We start from the raw sequence: 19,975 nt of genomic DNA, 5'->3' as shown, positions 1-19,975 counted from the left end.
GGGAGGGTCACGAGCCGTTTGAAGGCTCATTGCCAATCAAGCTCGCGTGCTTAGTCGACAACGTTTGCCAACAATATGCCAAACTATGGCGAATCGCATCAAGATATTGAGATGCCTGAGTATCCATTAAATACCAATAGCTGGGTTTTGATTCTGGCATGTGGTTGAAAAATAAAGCTTCAGCATTGATGAGCTGGCTAGTGTGAGCAAATTGCAGCCAAATGTTGATGTGTGTATGCGCCAGTGTGATTAGCCATTCAAGTTGCATCTGCCGTGTGGCTGGATTTAGTGCATCTGCGATTAATGAGCTCGACTCTTGTAAACGCACAAGCAAATCAAAGGGATTACCTGCGTTTATCCTAGGTGCGACTTGGCATGGTTGCATTTGGTTTATTGCGGATAGGCGAGGTAAAAATACGGACGCTAAGCTAAATTCAGGCCAGTCGACCGATGGTACCAAAGCCTGGGCAATCCGTCGTTCGCCTAACCAATTATGCACCATGCAAGGTAAGTGGTCTTCAAGCGGTAAATCATTGGGTCTTGATAAACTCGGAAACAGCGACATCCGCTGCACTTGCACATGCTGAGACAATTGCTGCATCAATACTATTGTGGTTAACCCAGATGAAGGCCAGCAACCAAGCTGAGGCGTTAATTCAATCGCAACTTGCGTCAAGGCTTGGGTAAGCAGACCACTTTGTGGATGACCTTGTACTACAAAAGCATATTTTGATTCAGCAAAACCACCGTTGGCGATATTTACTATCTGATTATTTGCATTGCTGTTTTCAGCCCATTGAGTACCGTTAAAAATAAATGTCGTACCTGTGGTCGCAGGTTGCCAATCGCCAGAAGCATTACCAATAATGGTCACTTGCTCAAAGGCAAGGGTGCCCGCTAGAGCTTGCAGATCTAATTTAGCATGTGGCATCTGCAAATGTTGATGCATGTGGGTGTGAGACTTAGGCATAGGCGGAACATCTGTTTTACGAACTCAAAATGGACTTCATTGTAATGGATTATCCCCCTGAGCCCAAAGGGTTAATCCATTGAAGTTTACCGGATGCTGTTTTAACGCAGGATAGTTTAGCTTTAGGTATACCGCGCATAAAAGTGATGCGCGGTATTGGCGATTAACAATTAGACTAAAAATTATAGCTCAGGCTAAGTTCGACATTTCGCGGTTCGCCGAAGAAACCTTGATTGTAGAAATCGATACTAGAGTAGTACTTTTCATCAAACAAGTTTCGAATATTCAAACGAACAATCGCATCATCAGTGAGTTGATAACTTGCCATAAGATTGGTAAGGAAATAACTGGCTTGTTCAGAGCTTTCGCCGTTAGGCCCCGCGTTTTCTACATAAATCTTGCTCTGCCAGCTTAAGTTGCCACCTAATGTGAGATCTTCTAGAGCGCCATCAAAGTGATAGAGCGAAGATAAGCGTACTAAGTTTTTAGGCAAATGTGTGCCAAAGGCCGAACCATCGGCTTTTTCAGATTCACTGTAGGTGTAACTGAAGTACAGATCCCAATCCTCTGTGGGTCTACCCGTTAGTTCCATTTCAAAACCACGGTTACTGGTGCCATCCACAGCGCGCATTGGAAAGCTACCATCAGGAAGTGGGTCTTTAATGTTAGGATCTTTTTCCGCCACATTTTCCTTTTGAACTTTAAACACTGCAACACTGGCGGTGAGTTTTTCGTCGAAAAAATCGGCTTTACTGCCAAGTTCAATATTATTGCCAGTTGTCGGGTCTAAGCGTTTGTTATTAGCATCTTTGGCATCTTGAGGCTGAAAAATCTCAGTGTAACTGGTATAAATCGACACACTGTCACTGATATCGTAAATCAATCCCGCATACGGCGTAATGACATCATTGTGCTCATAACCTGGATCGACTTTATATTGGCTGATACGGCTTCCTAACAGCAGTGTGACCTGATCGTGCAAATTGAGTTGGGTAGCAATATAGGCACCATTTTGGATCTCTTCAGTCTCTTCATTGGTGGGAATCGATGGATAATTTGGCTCTGCAATCGAGCCATCCCACTCAAAGAAATTGCCTATGCTTAAAACATCTGTGGTGTAGAAAGAGTCGGCGCTAATATCTTGTTTTGAATAGAGTAGGCCGGTTGTTAGTTTATGTTCTCGACCCAATAGTTCGAATGGCCCTGAAGCAAATATTCGCGCCGCATCTTGCTTACGGGTTGATTGGTAGATCATAGGCAATGCACTCATCCCCAAACCTGTGATTTTATCTGGGGAGCCATATAAATATAGCAAGTGTCCATCCATCTTATCCTCACGATGTTCTATGTCGAGTTTGAGTTCCCAGTTATTATCAAAGTTGTGTTCTAAAGTAGAAAAAACGTTCGCACCATGGCGTTTCCAACTAGACCAAGATGCTGCAGTGGTCGTCGAACGGGGAAGGTCACTCGCTAAACTGCCGTCGGCATAAAACAGTGGCAGCGCTCCCCAAGTGGAGCCTTTAGGATCGCGGTCACTATAGTCCGCGCCCAAAGTGAATAATGTGCTATCACTTAATCTTGCAGTAACGACGCCATAAATTTGCAGATTTTCATCTTCGGCTAGATCGGTAAAACTATCTGATTTTTCATAGGCGGCGGCAAAACGTGCTTGGACATCGGCATCTTCTGTTATGTCCACTGAACTATCACCTTCTACACGATAACTGTCCCATGAACCTACTTTTGCACTGAGGTAACCCCCTGGTGAAGATTTTGGACGTTTACGAATGAGGTTGATGGCGGCCGAGGGTTCTCCTGCACCCGTTAATAATCCGGTTGCACCACGAACCACTTCTACTCGATCGAAGATAACTGTATCGGTCGAAGCATCATTGAAGAAACTAGAATAGTTAACAGGCACACCATCAAATTGGAAGTTAGTGATTGGATTACCACGGGCGCTAAAAAAGTAGCGGTTAGTTTCTGCTTTCTGTGCAGAAATACCCGGTGTTAAAAACATTAAGTCAGCAACATTGTTAAGAGAAAAACTCTGAATAAATTCTTGATCTATAATCGTCACTGACTGCGGTGTTTCTCTCAGTGTTAAAGGTAAGCCCGTTGCTGTAGCAGCTTTATCTAAACGACTACCTTTAATACTGATCACTTCGATATTGGCGTCTGCGTCAGATTGAGTTTCGTCGGCGTAGGAACTCGGCGCTAACAATAGGCTCGAAATGAGCGCTGCTAACAAGGTTTTATCCATCATGATTCCCCATCATAGTATTTTGTGACCGGCATTCTAATTGAAAACAATTCCCAGCACATCGTATTGATAACAATTTGCATTACCTTTACACTCGCGAAATACGATAAGTGTTAGGAAAGTCACAAATGGCGAAGATCAGTAACCGATTCTGGTTTATGTTGCATGGTTGGGTGTCGCTCCCAATTTGGTTGTTATTTTGTTTTATCTGCTTGACGGGGACGATTGCGGTACTGAGTCATGAGATCACTTGGTTAACGAATCCTGCATCGAGGGCGTTGAACCCTAATGATTTACCCGTAAAACCGGTTAGTGAACTAATGACGATTGTTGAGGAAGCCTACCCAAGTGCGGCAGTCTCTGGTGCTATGACCTTAGAACCTTATATGGTCAATGTGATCATGTTCAGTGACGCTGATAAACCCTATGCCATGGCCTATGTCAATCAATACACTGGTGAGATCCAACAGATTAATGAAGGCATGACATTTGCCGGCTTTATCAGATCTTTGCATGCTTGGTTATTATTTCCTTGGCAAAGCGGTTACAGCTTGGGCTATTACCTTGTCTGTTCGATGGCGCTGTTTATGCTCGCGTCTTTAGTGACGGGACTCATTGTTTATAAACGTTTTTGGCGAAGTTTTTTTGCTCCGAAATTGCGAGTGAGTCAAGGTAAAAAGACACTATTGGCCGATTTGCATAAATTGTCTGGTGTGTGGTCTATTTGGTTTATCGCGATTATGGCCGTTACCGGATTATGGTATTTAGTCCAAGCCATTTTTTGGCATGCAGATATTGATATCGAGCCACATGCGCCATTGGTTGCTGCTGAGCAATTGCCCTTTATCCAAAAGGGTGATGTGAATCCCGTTGATCCAAGCGTGTCATTTGCACAAGCCTTAACATTAGCGCAAACGCACTTTCCAGACTTTCAACCAAGCTATGTGATGAAACCAGAGCATAATCGTGACATGTATCATCTGAGTGGTAGCGGCGATCACATTTTTTACGATCAGTATTCTTACAACCTCAGCATTAACCCTTGGACGGGGGAGATTGCAAAAACGGCATCACCCGAGACGATGACAGGAATACAAACGCTAATGCATATCGCAGATCCTTTGCATTACGGTACCTTCGGTGGTATCTGGACAAAAATCATTTGGTTTATTTTTGGGGTGATCCTATCGGGTATGTCAATCACGGGATTTATGATGTGGGGACTGCGTAATGTGCGTGCAATTAAAAAAATGGAATCCCCCAGTACTGTGGCAGATAGGTTAGAGGAGGTACGTTAATGGCTTTCATTCATTCAACTTTTTGGCAAAAAAATAAATATAAACTGAGTGGGTTTATTCTATTGCTCCCCCTATTGTTTTTGTATCAGTCGCTAACACCTACATTTCCACCGGCCTGGCAGGCTCAAGAGTTAGGTGAATTTAAAATAGCCCCTTTACCCTTAGATCTAAAAGCACCCTATGTGCATCATGATGACTATGTGAAAGATTTTATGTTGGTTTTTGAAAAAGGTGAGGTAGGCAATATACGCCAAGGCTATGCCAATATTGGAACGCAGGCTTTGCCAATAGCAGATTTACAGCGCAGCGAGAATGGTATTTTACACGGTAATAAGCATGGCCAACACGTACACGCCATCGCAACTAAGACGCTAACCTCCGCCGATAGTCTGTGGATATCGATTGAGAATTGGCAAGGTGAGTGGCAAGTGGCAAAGTGGCCTCTGCCTGCCGAGCTAATAGTACAGACACACTGATGAGATAAAAACTAAACACTAATGGCGATCCTATGGAGTAATAATCTCAGGGTCGCTTTTAGTGGCGTAGATTAAGAATGATTAACCGAATACGGGTAAAGAATAACCTTTTTCACCGTAAACGCTCACTTTTGAAGGCATAAACACAACGGGGACGTTTATTCCTCATTAATAAATGATGAATTTGTTATATACATCACCAAAATACAAATGAAAGTGATTCGCAATAGTGTTACCGTATGTTCATCCTAAATAAACTCCCTAAATTACTATGCGCTTTTATCTACTACCTCTCGCGTCTGCCATTACTTTGGCATTAAACCCTTTGTTAGTTTTGGCTGCAGAGCCGTCTTCTGCAGCAGATACAAATGATCAAAATATTGAAAAAATAACAGTGATGGGCAAGTACACTGTGAGTCGAACCATTGATACCGCCACAGGTTTAGGGCTGTCACTGCAGGAAACGCCACAGTCAGTGAGCATCTTGACCGCCGAACGGATCCAGGATCAGGCACTCAATACCGTTGTTGATGTGGTTAATAACACAGTAGGTTTGTCTTCATCTAAAACAGATAACGTTCGAAATGGCTTTATGGCCCGTGGTTTTGCGGTTCAGAATTACCAGATCGATGGTGTTCCTTTATCTTGGAGTTTGGGTGGCGATGCAGGTGAGACTGTGTCTGATATCTCTCTGTATGAGCGCGTAGAGGTGGTGCGTGGTGCAACAGGCTTACTAACGGGGGCAGGGGATCCTTCTGCTTCAATCAACCTAGTGCGCAAACATGCCGACAGTGACGAACTTAAGGGCTATGTTGATGTTGCTACGGGTAGCTGGGATAAAAAACAAGTTACCGCAGATGTTTCTAATGGCCTTAACAACAGTGGCAGTGTACGTGGTCGCATGGTCGCGAAATATGTCAATAGCGATTCTTATCAGGATCTTTATCAAGATCGTAAGACTATTATTTACGGCGTAATTGATTCAGACATTACTGACAACACTATGCTGCGCATCGGCGGTAGTTACAATAACAATAACCCCAAAGGAGCGATGTGGGGTGCATTACCAGCAGTATTCAGCAATGGTTCGGCTACTGATTGGGATGTTTCTACTACAACAGCGGCAGATTGGAGCCGTTGGGAAACGACTAACATCAACTATTTTGCTAACTTGAACCATTATTTCAGCAATGGTTGGCAGTTGGTGGCGAACTATAATCGCATGGAATATGAAACCACCACCAAAATGATCTATATGTCTGGCTTACTGAATAAAGAAACCGGTGCAGGATTGAGCGGCCAGCGTTATCACAGCCATGGTGAAAGTAACTCTGATAATTTCGATTTTCAGTTGAAAGGCGATTACCAACTCTTTAACCGTGAGCATCAATTTGTGACTGGTGCCTTATACAGCAAACAGAAATCCTATGCAGATACCTATGAACCCATCCGTGAGAATATGACGGGCTGGGACTCAAAGGCAGTTGAAAACTTTTATGATTGGCAAAGCAACGCCTTTGAAGAGCCTGAATGGTCAACAAATGCCAATCGCCAGTTGAATATGGATACCGAGCAGAAAGGTTTCTACGCAGCAACGCGGCTGACAATTACCGATGATTTAAAAGTGATTGCCGGTGGCCGTATTTCTAGTTGGAACCGCGAAGGGATCAGTTATGGTACTGATACTAACTTTGGTGATGATGGCGTGTTCGTTCCTTATGTTGGCGCCTTGTATGACATAAACGAAGAGCATCGTGTTTACGCCAGTTATACCGAAATATTTAATCCGCAGAACAGTAAGGATATTAACGGTGATTATTTAGATCCACTCGAAGGTAAAGCCTATGAAATCGGTTTAAAGAGCGCTTATCTAGATGATCGTCTGCACACTGCTGTGGCACTGTTTAAGATTGAACAGGATAATCTGGCAACAGCCGCTGGGACTATCATTGTTGACGGTACTCCAACCACTTATTACAAAGCTGCTCAAGGTACTGAGAGTACAGGCTTTGAGTTAGAAGTGGTGGGGGAGTTTATCGATGGATGGAATATCACGGCTGGCTATTCGCAGTTTACAGCGGAAGATGCTGACGGAAAAAAAGTGGCAACTACTAGCCCTCGCAAACAGTTTAAACTATTCACAACTTATCAGTTTGTTGATTACCTGCCTGAATTGACCGTGGGTGGTGGTATTAACTGGCAGAGTGATAGTTACTCTGAAGGGGGGACAGTTACAATCGATCAGGATGCTTACTCTTTAGTCAACCTGATGGCTCGTTATAACCTTACTGACAATATGGATCTGCAACTTAACGTAGAGAACCTATTAGACGAAAAATACTATGCTTATATGTCTGCTTCTGCCTCAATGTCCGAAGCATATAGTGTGTATCATTACGGAACCCCACGTAATGTGACCCTGAGCTTTAATTACCGCTTTTAAATTTTCCGCTAAATAAAAGGAGTAGCCGCGTTATCGGCGACTCCTTTTTTATCTTCTATTATTGTTATTCCCAATATTTTGATGGCTTGTTTCGTGCGTATTAACGACTCAGTACTGATATCGGTAAATATTGGGCTAACTCACCTATGGTTCGTTCCAAAATATAATACTGTTATTAACTGAAAGCGGGAAGATGATGCCCTTCAATCTAGTTATGGAATGGCAACGTATTGTGTTGGTAGTTTACCCTTTTTCTTGTGCGCATTGTATTGTCAACAATCAGTGCGGCAACGAACAGAGTCAATAGAAAAATATAGGTATACTCATGCCATTAGCCTTATTACAAGGTTGTGGCTTATCGCCAGCTTTTTAAGCTAAAGACCAGATGTTATATAGATTAAGCCGTTGTTGGACCTATAAAGCATTTTATGTTGATGACAAGTTGTCAATAATTTATATCATTAATAATAGACATCAGCGTTTGACTATTTAGTTAATAATCATTTCAAAACTGCACTTTTAATGAGACATAATGTCATAGTAAATATGGGCTTGTTTAGTAAGTTTACTTTCATCAATGCATAGAAAAGTGATTCACTTTTCACAGTAAAGACCAAGGACTCCCGTTTTGAGGAGAATAATATGCAAATAGAAACGCTTTATGATGTTATGCAATGGACTAGAAATATACACCAACAGCTGCATGCATTTGCGGCACATTGCGCACTTACAAATGATAGCGAAAGAAGCGGATTACTGTTGGAGTATATTTCAGCCCACGAGCAAAAAATGGCACTGGTTATCAGGCAGTTCGAAGATAATGGCAATAGCAATGCACTTAACACTTATTGTCGGCATTATTATGAAAAAACCGCTATTCCTTTTAACACCATAGGTGGACATCCGTTTAAGAGGATGGATACGGATGAAATAGCGATGGCCACACTTGAGTATCATAAAAATATTGTAGGGCTGTTTTAATATCTACAAAACTGCAGTTCTGCACCTTCCGTAACAGAATTTCTTAGCAATATACTGTCCCTTGAAGAAGCTGAAAAGCGATTACTGGCACGTAATATGAAACAAATTGATGACTTCTAGTATGTCTGCTAAAAATCACATCCTTGTACCTATTGCTCAGTGTAGCTTCGGTATTTATTCTGTAGTTTAGATATTGAAATCTTGACTTCATGTGGGTAACAAGTAGATCTGCCATCACAATAATTATTGATTAGCCTTGAAACTAGAGTGAATGACTTAAACTGCCACCTTATTAAGGATTAACATGAATCAACCCCTGATCATTGATTACTATTCTGATATTCTTTGTGTGTGGGCTTGGGTTGCACAACAACGTATTGATGAGTTAAATCAAAAGTTAGAAAATAAAATTTATTTTAAATATCATTATCTTGATGTATTTGGTGATGTTCAAACAAAAATTGAGACGCAATGGAAACAGAAAGGTCAATATAATGGTTTTGCAGAGCATGTACATAAATCTGCATCTATCCGTGATGACGTTCCCACAAACTCAAAAATATGGACAGAAGTCAGACCGACAACGTCGGCCAATGCTCATTTAGTGCTTAAAGCCATTGAACTTATCTATGACAAAAACACCAGTATCAATATGGCATTGAAATTTCGGAGTGCATTTTTTATCGACGCATTGGATATTGGTAAGCTTGAAATACTTTATGATCTGGTTGATTTCTATGGGCTGGAACAGAAAAAAATCACCTCAAGCGTTCATGATGGTTCTGCTATAGCCGCATTAATGAGCAACTACCAAAAGTCAGCACAACAAGATCTACAAGGCAGTCCAAGCTATATTATCGACGAAGGTAGACAAATATTTTATGGTAACGTAGGTTATCGTGTTCTTCTTGCGAATATAGAAGCATTATTGTAAAAATCAGCAGTCGAGGCTAGTTGGTGCTAAAAACCTTAGACTACAAGCTGTGGTTTTCTAAGTTCTACAAGATGCTATGAACACCTCTAGACCATTTTAACGTTTTTAGAGTTATACCTCTTAGTTCCTTCTGAGTTTATCCACTGAACACTCATATACATATTTTTAATGGCATCGATGACATACCAAAATGTAGCTACATTAGGTATCAGCTGATGTCTCATTGTGTTTTAAGTTAAATTGCGGATTAAAATATTTATAATGTGTACGCTATCGCACAGACACACTTTTAGATAAATTATAAATTGGATACAGAGTTTAGATTGATATGCCTTTAATGGGTAAGCTTTATCTTAATAAGATATTTTATGTTATTTATCTTGATGTTGTGGCTCATCATTATGATGTCAGCTTTAGCTGAAAAATCACTAGATAATTAAATAATTGAATTCAGCCATGACTAATACTGAATTTCAGTAAATAAAATAATCTCCACAATTTATACTTAAGATAAAATTCAAGATTGCTACATAATCACCCATATTTAAACCAATGTTATATTGTAAAATTAATACCTAAGTTGACGCGGTGTGATTGATGTGTAACCAGTCACACAATTTTATGAAAACACGGGAATTTATTTTTCCCGTCTAATTTACCATATGGTTTTACTGATATTTTACCAACTAAGATATTTATTAAAAATATGTAGATGTTTGCTAAACGCTATTTACTAAAATGAAAAATAGCTCATAGCTCATAGCTCATAGCTGATTGTTAGCGCTCATTATTATTTAGATGTTATATCAACAACAAAAGGAAATTGACCATGAACAAAGACCAGATAGAAGGTTCAATAAAAGACGCTGCAGGCAAAGTGCAGCAAAAAATTGGTGAGATCGTTGGCAACCCGAAACAGCAGATGAAAGGGGTTCAGAAACAGATAAAAGGTAAAACTCAAAAAGCAATTGGTAATGTAAAAGAAGCGGCTAAGGATGCCGACAAACACAGTTGATGTTAGCGGCTTTTACAATTAAGTAAGCACCTTAAGCATAAAGTTTGGCAGCTTTATGTGGGTATTTAAAAGGATCTTAGTCATATTGATTAAGATTTCTGGTTCGAGTTATATCCATAATGTCTAGGAGACTCTCATGAGTATAGGAACAATATTATTGGTGGTTTTGATTCTGATGCTGATCGGTGTGGCTCCGACTTGACCACACAGTAAGAGCTGGGGGTACGGCCCGAGCGGTGGATTAGGTTTGGTAGTATTGATCCTCGTTATATTCCTTCTACTCGGTAAAATTTGAGCGATAAAGCCTAAGTCATGTACGACCTCAATATTGAGTCGTCATTTCTAACTGCCGTAGGTAGCTAAAAATAGTGAGTGATGTTTTTAGTCGTTCAAAAATGGCTGACATCGCTCGTTTTTCTTGCACGGCAGTGCTCGCTATACTGAGATTGAAAGGTCCTGTACGCCTAAGATTTACACGCGAGATATGGTTTATACGCAAGATATTTCGTTAAGGTGGCATTAGGTGAAGTCCTTCACGCTAAAAATGAAAGTCACTAAGTCCGTAGAATACAGTGTCCGTAGTAATACATTTGCACGCTAGTATTCTGCAAGGCTGTATGAAATGAGCTAAATGGTGCAATAACATATGCAGAGGTTTGTATTATAAGAACGGCAACTTAGTGACTAAAGGCGTTTGCTCACGAAAATGGCTTGCTCAAACAGCCAGATTGAATACTTATTTGTGAACAATAGGTGTGTGAGCAACAGGCGTATCTGTAAAAAGGTAATGTTTTAGCTGTTTATCAAAGCTCGGATCTTGTCTCCTTATCCATTCTTGTAGCATTGCAGCATGTTCTTTTTCTTCGTCTCGATTATGTATAAGTATCTCTCTCAACTCATTATTTTGGCACGTATCAACTCTTTGGTTATACCCGTCTATTGCTTCAAGCTCTTCCATCAGTGATGTAAGTGCACGGTGCATATCCTTGGTTTTATCGGTGAGTTCAGTAATGGGTTCATGATAACCTTCATTCGACATTGGGGTTTCCTCGCTAAATGCAGATAGGATCGCTCACTATTGAGCGGTGATGATAATTGCAGATGATTGTCTTAACGCTATTTTCAACAAACAGACTTTGAATGCATTATTCTGCGACCTTAACCGTCGAGTGTCTGTTCGATGCCGTACTTAGTCAGAAATTTTTAGGCCGCTCGTTTAAAAGGATTGGAAAGGCGCAGAAATACCACTGCGAATATTTGATTTAGCACAGGATATTACTTTGGATGTTGAACTTTGAGATATGTGGGAATGAATTTTAAATCAAAAGATAAAGGCAGTGAAAACCATAAAAACCTGCTTTAAAAGGCAGATTAATTGTATTTAGCTTGATAAGCAGAGGTGGATTAATGAAATACATAATAAGAAATGGTACACCCGAGTGGACTCGAACCACCGACCCCTACCATGTCAAGGTAGTGCTCTAACCAACTGAGCTACGGGTGCACTGTTTGAATTTCAAATTTAGACTCTTTGAAGAGAGTGGTACACCCGAGTGGACTCGAACCACCGACCCCTACCATGTCAAGGTAGTGCTCTAACCAACTGAGCTACGGGTGCATCGCAAAATTTAACAAGCTATTCAAAAGCGTTGCGCCTTGGAACGAGCGCTATATTAGGGGCATAGCGCAGGGCTGGCAAGCAAAAAAAACAAATTTGTCGTCAAATGGTGAATTGCTGTGCAACTTGCCCAGTGTTTCAACAATGCCGCCGATAAAACCGCAATTTTTTATTCGCTTTACTTCAGAGAATGCATCGAAATCAAACTGATAAACCAAAAGGCGAGCACTGTCGCTCGCCATTAATGCAATCAATGGTGAACACTGTCACCTTCAATAAGGCTCAAATGCACGCCATGCTTTTGGATGTAACGCAGACGAATGAAAAATAACAGCGCTGCAGAGGTCAAGCCCGCAATCAATCCTGCCCAGAATCCATGGGCGCCCATCGCGGGAACGATATGGTCCGTATAAGCTAAGGTATAACCGAGTGACATACCAATCCCCCAGTAGGAAAACAGCGTGATATAAAAAGCGCTGCGTGTATCTTTATAACCGCGAAGAGCACCCGCTGCGACCACTTGAACTGAATCAGATAATTGATACAGGGCTGCCATCAACATCAAGCTGCCGGCTAAGGCAACCACTTCAGGATCACCATTATAAAGTTTCGCAATTTGGAATCTAAATAATACGGTCAAAACCGCTGTCGTTAGAGCAAGGGATAGTGCCAGCCATAAGCCCACTTTAGTAACCACCGCGGAAATATCAGCGCGATCACGGCCTAAGTAATAACCAATCCGAATCGATACCGCGATACCGATAGATAACGGCAGCATAAATACGATGGCAGAAAAGTTGAGTGCAATCTGGTGACTTGCGACCACTGTTGCGCCAAGTGGCGCGAGTAATAGCGCTATGATGGCAAATAAACTCACTTCAAAAAACAGCGCCATTGCTATCGGCATGCCGAGTTTGGTCATTTTCTTCATCGTTTCAAAGTCTGGGCGATGAAATTTACTGAAGGGAGCTAAAGCCGCGAATTTTTTATGCAACTGCATGTAAATGGTCATGGCAACTAGCATGGCCCAGAATACGAGAGCAGTGGCGATACCACAGCCTGCACCGCCCATGGCCGGTACGCCAAAGTGTCCATAAATAAAAATATAGTTAGCGGGGATATTTACGGCTAGACCGACAAAACCAATGACCATGGTCGGTAATGTATAAGAAATCCCTTCACTACAGCCGCGCAGCACTTGATATAGTACAAATGCGGGCGCGCCCCATAAAATACCGTCGAGATATCCTATGGTTAAGCGGTATAATTCAGGCTCCAAGTCCATGTGGCCAAGCACAAAGGGTGCTGATGCAAGGAAAACCATCACACCAATGCCGCCTATAATGGCAAGATAGGCACCTTGAAAGGCCAAAGGTTGGATAGCTTTTTGATTATTCGCTCCATTGTAGTGGGCAAATAAAGGCGTAAAAGCCATCAGTAAACCTTGGACGAACAGAATAGCGGGTAACCAAAGGCTAGTGCCGACCGCAACAGCGGCCATATCAACCGCGCTAACACGGCCCGCCATAACGGTATCAATAAAGCCCATCATGGTCTGAGTGACCTGAGCTATTAGCACCGGCAGCGCCAATTGGATTAAACGTTTGGCTTGATAGCCTGAATGATTCATAAATACAGCCTTTAACGATTAAGCGAGCAGAAAATGTTTACAGGTATAGTTCAAGCCACCTGCGAGGTGGTTGCAATACATAAGAAAGATGGCCTAAATACCCTTGAGGTAGCGTTCGAACCTGATTTGCATGAGGGACTTGCGATTGGTGCAAGTGTGGCAAATAACGGGGTATGTCTTACTGTGACTCAGGTCGTTGATGATAGGGTATTTTTCGACGTAGTGGAAGAGACCTTGCGACTGACGAATCTGGCTAATTTGTCTATAGGTCAAAGCGTTAATGTTGAGCGTTCGTTAACTTTTGGTAGTGAAATTGGTGGACACATTCTCTCTGGCCATATCCATACTAAGGCCAAAGTCATCGATATTAGCCATACAGAACAGCATTATGATCTGACACTGGGCATTGAGCCTAAATGGATGGATTACATTTTTTATAAAGGTTTTGTTGGCGTTAATGGCTGTAGTTTAACGGTTGGCGAGGTGAGTGACTCCGGTTTTAAGTTGCACTTAATTCCTGAAACCCTAAAACTGACCAATTTAAGTCAGTATAAAGTGGGTGGTGAACTCAATATTGAGATCGACAGCCAAACACAAATTATCGTCGACACAGTCGAGCGCTTGCTGGCCAGGCGTTTTAACGAACAAGCACGTTAGTTTTGTGACATCGCAGCGTGTAGTGCAATCTCGTTTAATAGATTTGCTCGTCGTCTGAATCGATATACAGCTCAACCGTTCGTCTCGATTCATCGATGTGTAAGCGTAAGTGAATCGGATTATAACAAATTCGGCAGTCATCGTAATAATCTTGGTCTCCACAGCTGGCATCGATACTGATATCTTGATGGTGCCCGCAGTGGGGACAAGCAATAACTTTGTTCATGACTCTCATGGTGCAACTCCTTATCGCCAATAGAGCGAATCGCTCTGCTCAATCAACGCATCTCATACTTCGTACGCTTATCGCTTATATTGTCTGCGCTTTGTCGATATTCGAAACTTGAGTGCGCTTTATGTGCTTTCCATTTGAGTATACAGCAGAGTGCAGTGCACTGACTTAGATGAAGTAGGTCTCAAAACCCAGCATGATAGACCTTCTGGTTAAATATTTTCTTGTTGGATCATTATCTCTTCTAAAAACTAGTCCTTTACCGTCACTAACCCCTCCATTTCACTGCTGTGTAACACGCCATCGCGGGCATCTTGGGTAATATCCAGCGTTAAACGCTGCATCTGTTGCTCAAGTTCACCTTTAATATCAACGAGTAACACTTGAGTATCAACCAAAGATTTGCTTGCGATTTTCACCTGCGGCTCAGGTAAAGCGGTTGCAGTGTGCGTGAGTGTTACAGCCAGTAGAATGCAGTTCAACATATCAACTCCCTTGTCATGTTTTCAGTGATGCCCAATAAACTGGCGCTAGAATAGGGGAGTTAGATGACCAAGAAGTTACCAAGACACTGCAAAATCATGAATTTGCTTTTTGTTTCCAATCCCAATTCTGGTCAATATGCTTGCGCCTTTTAGCTACAATCCCTTAGAATAAACGCCCTGCTACGCAAGGCGGCTAAGACTCCTGTACTGTCTTAACCTAGCGAGCATTTCTCTTACATTAACTAAAACCAAGTGGCCCTACGTGTGGGTCACCACTGGAAAGGACATTTCATGCCTGTAATTACACTTCCCGATGGTAGCAAACGCGAGTTTGCTCATGCTGTATCGACCCTCGATGTTGCCGCCGATATTGGCCCTGGTTTAGCGAAAGCTTGTATCGCTGGCCGCGTTAATGGCGAATTAAAAGATGCTTGCGATCTCATTGAAACCGATGCTGAGCTATCAATCATTACCGCCAAAGACGAAGAAGGTGTTGAAATTCTTCGCCATTCTTGCGCGCATTTATTAGGTCACGCGATTAAACAAATGTGGCCAGAAACCAAGATGGCGATTGGTCCTGTTATCGATAATGGCTTCTACTATGATATCGACCTTGAGCACAAGTTGACTCAAGATGACATCGACGCATTAGAAAAGCGCATGCTTCAACTGGCAAAAACCAACTATGACGTAGTAAAACGTGTCGTTAGCTGGCAAGAAGCCCGTGATACATTCGCTGCGCGCGGTGAAGATTATAAGATTGCCATTCTGGATGAGAACATCAGCAAGGACGCGACGCCTGCGCTGTATCATCACGAAGAATACACTGACATGTGTCGTGGACCGCACGTACCTAACATGCGTTTCTGCCAGCATTTTAAATTAATGAGCATTGCCGGCGCTTATTGGCGTGGCAACTCAGAAAACAAGATGTTGCAACGTATCTATGGTACCGCTTGGGCCGACAAAAAAGCCCTGAGCACACACTTAACCCGTCTTGAAGAAGCGGCTAAGCGTGACCACCGTAAAATCGGTAAGCAGCTCGACTTGTATCACATGCAAGAAGAAGCGCCGGGTATGGTGTTTTGGCATAACGACGGTTGGAGCATCTTCCTCGAATTAGAAAGATTCATTCGCCGTAAGCTAAACCAATACACTTACCAAGAAGTGAAAGGTCCATTAATGATGGACCGCGTGTTGTGGGAACGTTCTGGTCACTGGGATAAATACTCAGAAGCCATGTTCACGACCAGCAGCGAAAACCGCGAATACGCTATCAAACCAATGAACTGCCCTGGCCACGTGCAGATCTTCAACCAAGGGTTGAAATCTTACCGTGATCTGCCATTGCGTATGGCTGAATTTGGTTGCTGTCACCGTAATGAACCTTCAGGCTCGTTACACGGATTAATGCGTGTACGTGGCTTTACGCAAGATGACGCTCATATTTTCTGTACTGACAGCCAAGTTCAAGAGGAAGTGAGTGCCTGTATCCAGATGGTTTACGATACTTACGCTACCTTCGGCTTTGAAAATATCGTAGTAAAACTGTCGACTCGCCCAGAGAAACGTATCGGTGACGATGCGATGTGGGACAGAGCGGAAGAAGCACTTAAGCAAGCTCTTCGTGCCAATAATATTGAATTCACTATTTTGCCAGGCGAAGGCGCGTTCTACGGACCAAAAATCGAATTTACTTTACACGATTGTTTGGACCGAGCGTGGCAATGTGGTACTGTACAGCTCGATTATGCGTTGCCAAGCCGTCTTGGTGCAACTTACGTTGCCGAAGATAACAGCCGTCAGACCCCAGTGATGATCCATCGTGCTATTTTAGGCTCTTTGGAACGATTCTTGGGTATCTTGATAGAAGAATATGCAGGACGTTTCCCAACTTGGTTAGCCCCAATGCAAGTTGTCGTGATGAATATCACCGATAAACAGGCTGATTATGTTGAAGAAGTCGTAAAATTCTTCAAAGAACAAGGTATTCGAGCGTCTTTTGACTTGAGGAATGAGAAAATAGGCTTTAAAATACGCGAGCACACCTTAAGGCGTGTCCCTTATTTGTTGGTCGTTGGCGATCAAGAAATGGAAAATAAGGAAGTAGCGGTGCGTACCCGTGATGGTATCGATTTAGGTAAGATGCGACTTGAAGATTTCGCCACTAAAATCCATCAACAGATTTCGCTCCGTAGTCTCAAATTGTTGGAGGAATAGGTCATAAAGATCAAAAAAACAGCAGGGCGTCAGCCGGCCCCTAATAGAATCAATGAAGAAATCACAGGTGTACCAGAAGTACGCTTAACAGGCATTGATGGTGAAGCTATTGGTGTGGTAAGCATCAGAGATGCTCAGAATTTGGCAGATGAAGCAGGTGTAGACCTAGTAGAAATCAGCCCAAATGCTGAACCTCCAGTATGTCGCATTATGGACTACGGTAAGTTCCTTTTTGATAAGGCTAAGTCAGCCAAGGAACAAAAGAAGAAGCAAAAGCAGGTTCAGGTCAAGGAAATTAAATTCCGTCCTGGAACTGACGAAAACGACTATCAGGTAAAACTACGCAACCTGATACGTTTTCTGGAAGACGGGGACAAAGCGAAGATTACGCTTCGTTTCCGAGGTCGCGAAATGGCACACCAAAACCTGGGTATGGATCTATTGAACCGTATCAAGACTGATTTGGACGAGTATGCGGTTGTTGAATCTTTCCCGAAAATGGAAGGCCGACAAGCAATTATGGTGCTAGCGCCTAAAAAGAAATAAGTAGGGCAAAACTTAAAGTAGCAAAGGTCTATGGCCTTTGCTCGCCTTGCTTTTTATTAAACATCCCAATGCGGAGTTTTAGAAATGCCTAAAATGAAAACAGACAAGGGTGTAGCGAAGCGTTTTAAGAAAACCGCTAATGGTTTCAAGCGCAAGCAAGCACACTTACGTCACATTTTGACGAAAAAAAGCACTAAACGTAAACGTCACTTACGTGCCAAATGTTTAGTATCAAAAGCTGACGTTCCAGCAATCGCGCGTCAATTACCTTACGCTTAATTTAGGAGATTAGAAAATGCCAAGAGTTAAGCGTGGTGTAACCGCTCGTGCTCGTCACAAGAAAGTGTTAAAATTAGCTAAAGGTTATTATGGCGCTCGTAGCCGTACTTACCGTGTTGCTGTTCAAGCAGTAACTAAAGCTGGTCAATATGCTTACCGTGACCGTCGTCAGAAAAAACGTCAATTCCGTCAACTTTGGATTGCACGTATTAATGCTGCCGCTCGTCAAAATGGTCTGTCTTACAGCCGTTTCATCAACGGTCTGAAAAAGGCGTCTATCGAAATCGATCGTAAGATTTTGGCTGACATCGCTGTATTCGATAAAGTTGTATTTGCAACTTTAGTTGAAAAAGCAAAAGAAGCGTTAAACTAAGAAATTAGTTTGTTGCTGTAGAGAAGGGACCATTTGGTCCCTTTTTTTGTGCGCCATTTTAGGCTCAACGAAATGATTTTACTTACCTAAGAACTTATATAAGTACTATCTAAGTGGTGCGGAATTAAGAATCGCAAAGGAAAGAAATGTGCGTGCGTGAACAATATTAATTGGCACAGCCTGCAAAAAATCTTGCTATTACTTAACGATTTTGACCTAAAAAAATAGCAGGCTAAGCCTGCTATTCGTTGAAAAATCGAGTCTAATTATTTTTTAGCATCTAAATAACGCTCTGCATCGAGTGCGGCCATACAGCCTGTACCGGCAGAAGTAATGGCTTGACGATAATGTTGGTCCATCACATCACCACAGGCATAAACACCTTCGATACTGGTTTGCGTGGCGTTACCTTGCAAGCCACTCTGAACTTTTAAATAACCGTGGTTCATTTCCAACTGGCCTTCAAAAATACCGGTATTAGGGCTGTGACCAATAGCGACGAACACACCAGCAACGGCTAAGTCAGTGATCGAGCTATCTTTAGTGCTCTTCATCTTCAGACCTGTCACCCCCATGGCATCACCAACCACTTCATCCATGGTTTGATCTAAGTGAAGGATGATGTTGCCATTGGCGACTTTGTCCATCAGACGGTCGATCAAGATTTTTTCTGAACGGAAGGTGTCACGGCGATGGATGAGGTGAACTTCAGCAGCAATATTGCTTAAATACAATGCTTCTTCAACGGCGGTGTTGCCGCCACCGATCACTGCGACTTTTTGATTGCGATAGAAGAAGCCATCACAGGTTGCACAGGCTGATACACCGCGACCTTTGAAAGCTTCTTCTGAGTCTAATCCTAAGTAGCGGGCAGATGCACCAGTTGCGATGATCAGCGCATCACAGGTGTACTCGCCGTTATCGCCTTTCAAACGGAAAGGGCGCTCGGTAAGGGTCACTTCGTTGATATGATCGAACAAGATTTCAGTATCGAACTTTTCAGCATGCTTCTGCATACGTTCCATCAAGGCTGGACCCGTTAAGTCGTCAACATCGCCTGGCCAGTTTTCAACTTCAGTCGTCGTGGTTAATTGACCACCTTGCTGCATACCTGTGATCATCACAGGTTTTAAATTCGCACGCGCAGCATAAACGGCTGCGGTATATCCTGCTGGGCCTGAACCCAAAATCAATAAGTTACAATGTCTGACCTGGCTCATTTTTATCTCCGTGCCTTTAGCAAATTGCAAGGATTGTAGGGAATTTACCTGTGGGGGTAAAGTGTTGGAGGGCGATTCTTTTAGATTGCACTAATCGAGTCCATCCGTTATGGTATGGAGAGTGTCAGTTTTACTTTACTGTGGAAACATAAATAGCTTAAGTGTAAACCACGAAATGAAGCACGGGATGAGCTTGTATGAATATGATGGTACGATCGTAGTGAAGCCTATTTCAACCCAATAAAAAATCGGCCTCAATAGTATCGAGACCGATTTGAATTACATACTAAGTAAAGCCAGCTAAAATCCACATAAAAAGTTAAATTAATTAAAAA

Annotated in this window: 18 protein-coding genes, 2 tRNA genes and 1 pseudogene; 12 read left to right on the top strand and 9 right to left on the bottom strand. The window is 42.4% G+C overall.

Annotation, left to right across the window (positions count from 1 at the left end; translation table 11 throughout):
* Positions 1 to 7: 7 nt before the first annotated feature.
* Together AAA952_RS05540 and AAA952_RS05535 are read right to left on the bottom strand one after the other, a co-directional pair.
* A complete protein-coding gene (locus tag AAA952_RS05540) occupies positions 8 to 970 on the bottom strand; it encodes a hypothetical protein (RefSeq protein WP_338255145.1) in 963 nt (320 codons plus the stop codon).
* A gap of 175 nt (positions 971 to 1,145) precedes the next feature.
* On the bottom strand, positions 1,146 to 3,233 hold the full coding sequence (locus AAA952_RS05535) for a TonB-dependent siderophore receptor (protein ID WP_338255332.1): 2,088 nt from the start codon (positions 3,231 to 3,233) through the stop codon (positions 1,146 to 1,148).
* A 128-nt stretch (positions 3,234 to 3,361) separates the two neighbouring features.
* On the opposite strand from AAA952_RS05535, the gene AAA952_RS05530 reads away from it, so the two are divergent.
* From AAA952_RS05530 to AAA952_RS22370, 7 genes and pseudogenes are all read left to right on the top strand, one after another.
* The gene (locus AAA952_RS05530) at positions 3,362 to 4,531 is read left to right on the top strand and encodes a PepSY-associated TM helix domain-containing protein (protein ID WP_263199462.1); all 1,170 of its coding nucleotides are present in this window, start codon (positions 3,362 to 3,364) and stop codon (positions 4,529 to 4,531) included.
* The gene (locus AAA952_RS05525; protein WP_105252512.1) at positions 4,531 to 5,007 is read left to right on the top strand and encodes a hypothetical protein; all 477 of its coding nucleotides are present in this window, start codon (positions 4,531 to 4,533) and stop codon (positions 5,005 to 5,007) included. The genes AAA952_RS05530 and AAA952_RS05525 overlap by 1 nt, the downstream gene beginning before the upstream one ends.
* Positions 5,008 to 5,278: 271 nt before the next feature.
* Entirely contained in the window at positions 5,279 to 7,450 is a 2,172-nt protein-coding gene (locus tag AAA952_RS05520; RefSeq protein ID WP_338255142.1) for a TonB-dependent siderophore receptor, read from the top strand.
* A 642-nt stretch (positions 7,451 to 8,092) separates the two neighbouring features.
* Entirely contained in the window at positions 8,093 to 8,431 is a 339-nt protein-coding gene (locus tag AAA952_RS05515) for a hypothetical protein (protein ID WP_338255140.1), read from the top strand.
* Between the two features lie 304 nt (positions 8,432 to 8,735).
* A complete protein-coding gene (locus tag AAA952_RS05510; RefSeq protein WP_338255138.1) occupies positions 8,736 to 9,365 on the top strand; it encodes a DsbA family oxidoreductase in 630 nt (209 codons plus the stop codon).
* A gap of 829 nt (positions 9,366 to 10,194) precedes the next feature.
* Positions 10,195 to 10,380 (top strand): CsbD family protein, encoded by a 186-nt coding sequence (locus AAA952_RS05505; RefSeq protein WP_131524760.1) that lies wholly within the window; start codon positions 10,195 to 10,197, stop codon positions 10,378 to 10,380.
* Between the two features lie 214 nt (positions 10,381 to 10,594).
* Positions 10,595 to 10,675 (top strand): annotated as a pseudogene (locus AAA952_RS22370) (DUF3309 family protein); the annotation flags it as partial.
* Between the two features lie 441 nt (positions 10,676 to 11,116).
* Here AAA952_RS22370 and AAA952_RS05495 read toward each other — a convergent pair.
* The 4 genes from AAA952_RS05495 to AAA952_RS05480 all read right to left on the bottom strand — a co-directional run bounded on the left by AAA952_RS05495 (position 11,117) and on the right by AAA952_RS05480 (position 13,628).
* Positions 11,117 to 11,419, bottom strand: a complete 303-nt coding sequence (locus AAA952_RS05495; RefSeq protein WP_338255135.1) for an encapsulin-associated ferritin-like protein — start codon at positions 11,417 to 11,419, stop codon at positions 11,117 to 11,119.
* Positions 11,420 to 11,807: 388 nt separating this feature from the next.
* Positions 11,808 to 11,884 (bottom strand) — tRNA-Val (locus tag AAA952_RS05490).
* 37 nt (positions 11,885 to 11,921) lie between these two features.
* Positions 11,922 to 11,998, bottom strand: a tRNA-Val gene (locus AAA952_RS05485).
* A 250-nt stretch (positions 11,999 to 12,248) separates the two neighbouring features.
* Entirely contained in the window at positions 12,249 to 13,628 is a 1,380-nt protein-coding gene (locus AAA952_RS05480) for an MATE family efflux transporter (RefSeq protein WP_168827724.1), read from the bottom strand.
* A gap of 33 nt (positions 13,629 to 13,661) precedes the next feature.
* Here AAA952_RS05480 and AAA952_RS05475 point away from each other — a divergent pair, with 33 nt between their 5' ends.
* A complete protein-coding gene (locus tag AAA952_RS05475; RefSeq protein WP_338255131.1) occupies positions 13,662 to 14,285 on the top strand; it encodes a riboflavin synthase subunit alpha in 624 nt (207 codons plus the stop codon).
* Positions 14,286 to 14,319: 34 nt separating this feature from the next.
* On the opposite strand, the gene AAA952_RS05470 is transcribed toward AAA952_RS05475, so the two are convergent.
* Together AAA952_RS05470 and AAA952_RS05465 are read right to left on the bottom strand one after the other, a co-directional pair.
* The gene (locus tag AAA952_RS05470) at positions 14,320 to 14,520 is read right to left on the bottom strand and encodes a CPXCG motif-containing cysteine-rich protein (RefSeq protein ID WP_338255129.1); all 201 of its coding nucleotides are present in this window, start codon (positions 14,518 to 14,520) and stop codon (positions 14,320 to 14,322) included.
* A gap of 248 nt (positions 14,521 to 14,768) precedes the next feature.
* A complete protein-coding gene (locus tag AAA952_RS05465) occupies positions 14,769 to 15,002 on the bottom strand; it encodes a hypothetical protein (RefSeq protein ID WP_338255128.1) in 234 nt (77 codons plus the stop codon).
* 291 nt (positions 15,003 to 15,293) lie between these two features.
* On the opposite strand from AAA952_RS05465, the gene thrS reads away from it, so the two are divergent.
* From thrS to rplT, 4 genes are all read left to right on the top strand, one after another.
* Positions 15,294 to 17,222 (top strand): threonine--tRNA ligase, encoded by a 1,929-nt coding sequence (thrS, locus tag AAA952_RS05460; protein ID WP_028759936.1) that lies wholly within the window; start codon positions 15,294 to 15,296, stop codon positions 17,220 to 17,222.
* A 3-nt stretch (positions 17,223 to 17,225) separates the two neighbouring features.
* Positions 17,226 to 17,768 (top strand): translation initiation factor IF-3, encoded by a 543-nt coding sequence (gene infC, locus AAA952_RS05455; RefSeq protein WP_253988118.1) that lies wholly within the window; start codon positions 17,226 to 17,228, stop codon positions 17,766 to 17,768.
* 84 nt (positions 17,769 to 17,852) lie between these two features.
* Positions 17,853 to 18,047, top strand: coding sequence for a 50S ribosomal protein L35 (gene rpmI, locus AAA952_RS05450; RefSeq protein ID WP_006081653.1), 195 nt, complete (start codon positions 17,853 to 17,855; stop codon positions 18,045 to 18,047).
* A 16-nt stretch (positions 18,048 to 18,063) separates the two neighbouring features.
* Complete coding sequence (gene rplT, locus AAA952_RS05445; RefSeq protein ID WP_006081652.1) at positions 18,064 to 18,420, top strand: 50S ribosomal protein L20; 357 nt, start codon at positions 18,064 to 18,066, stop codon at positions 18,418 to 18,420.
* Positions 18,421 to 18,686: 266 nt separating this feature from the next.
* On the opposite strand, the gene trxB is transcribed toward rplT, so the two are convergent.
* Positions 18,687 to 19,640, bottom strand: a complete 954-nt coding sequence (gene trxB, locus AAA952_RS05440; protein WP_338255118.1) for a thioredoxin-disulfide reductase — start codon at positions 19,638 to 19,640, stop codon at positions 18,687 to 18,689.
* Positions 19,641 to 19,975: the final 335 nt, after the last annotated feature.

The sequence above is a fragment of the Shewanella sp. M-Br genome, from assembly GCF_036245925.1.
Taxonomy (GTDB): Bacteria; Pseudomonadota; Gammaproteobacteria; order Enterobacterales; family Shewanellaceae; genus Shewanella; species Shewanella oncorhynchi.
The sequence above is the reverse complement of the archived record's forward strand: the minus strand, read 5'-3'. Positions and strand labels throughout refer to the sequence as shown.